This is a genomic window from Pseudomonas sp. HR1 (genome assembly GCF_030175875.1).
Lineage (GTDB): Bacteria > Pseudomonadota > Gammaproteobacteria > Pseudomonadales > Pseudomonadaceae > Chryseomonas > Chryseomonas oryzihabitans.
The window spans coordinates 1-654 of sequence record NZ_JASNRF010000064.1; the positions used below are offsets into that span (position 1 = coordinate 1).

Annotated in this window: 1 protein-coding gene; it reads right to left on the bottom strand. The window is 54.1% G+C overall.

The annotated features are described in order from the left end of the window. On the bottom strand, positions 1-296 hold a 296-nt coding region (locus QKY98_RS23610), incomplete at its 3' end, for a hypothetical protein (protein WP_284671704.1). Positions 297-654 lie beyond the last annotated feature (358 nt).

The following is a 654-nucleotide window of genomic DNA, read 5'->3' on the forward strand; positions in this document are numbered from 1 at the left end:
TCGGGATTGATCCAGCAGACGGGCAACACTCTGAACCAATCGCACTCTGCTGCCGCACGGCCGCCAGGATGGCTGTCGATCCACATCTGCTGAAGCACTTCCAGGTCTTCGGTATCGTCTGACTTGGCCACTAGGGGCCGAGCTTCCTGGTAGGCATTCAACAGATCGCAGTAACGAGTCGCAAGCTGCTCATCGTCGGACATCTCGTGGAAATACACATCGCCATCCTTGAATCCCTCAACTAGGTAGCCGCTGCGCGTGGGAGCTGGGTTGCCAGCATCGGTTTCTTGTGACATCGTTTCTGTCCCTCCTTTTTTTACCTTCCCGGCGAGCCTCAGCTCCAAACGGCATTTACGGCCCACTCGATTTAACATAAACACTGTTAAGCGAAGTCGACGTGTCAAGGCTAAATAGAAATGTCGCTCTGGTGACTAAGTAGAAATGTCTGTCTCACCGGCGCAGTAATCTTGTTGTGGACCGCTGACGAAAGTGCCCAGGCGCAAACGTCCACTGTGCAGGTCACGGTAGCAACGTTCAACGCGCTGGGTGGTGGTAGGTGGTGTTCGATTCGGGCTGCTCAACTTGCTACAAGGGGAAGATGAGTGCCTGAAAGCAATTAAAACATTCGCCTCGCCTACCTCCGCGTTCGCAGTT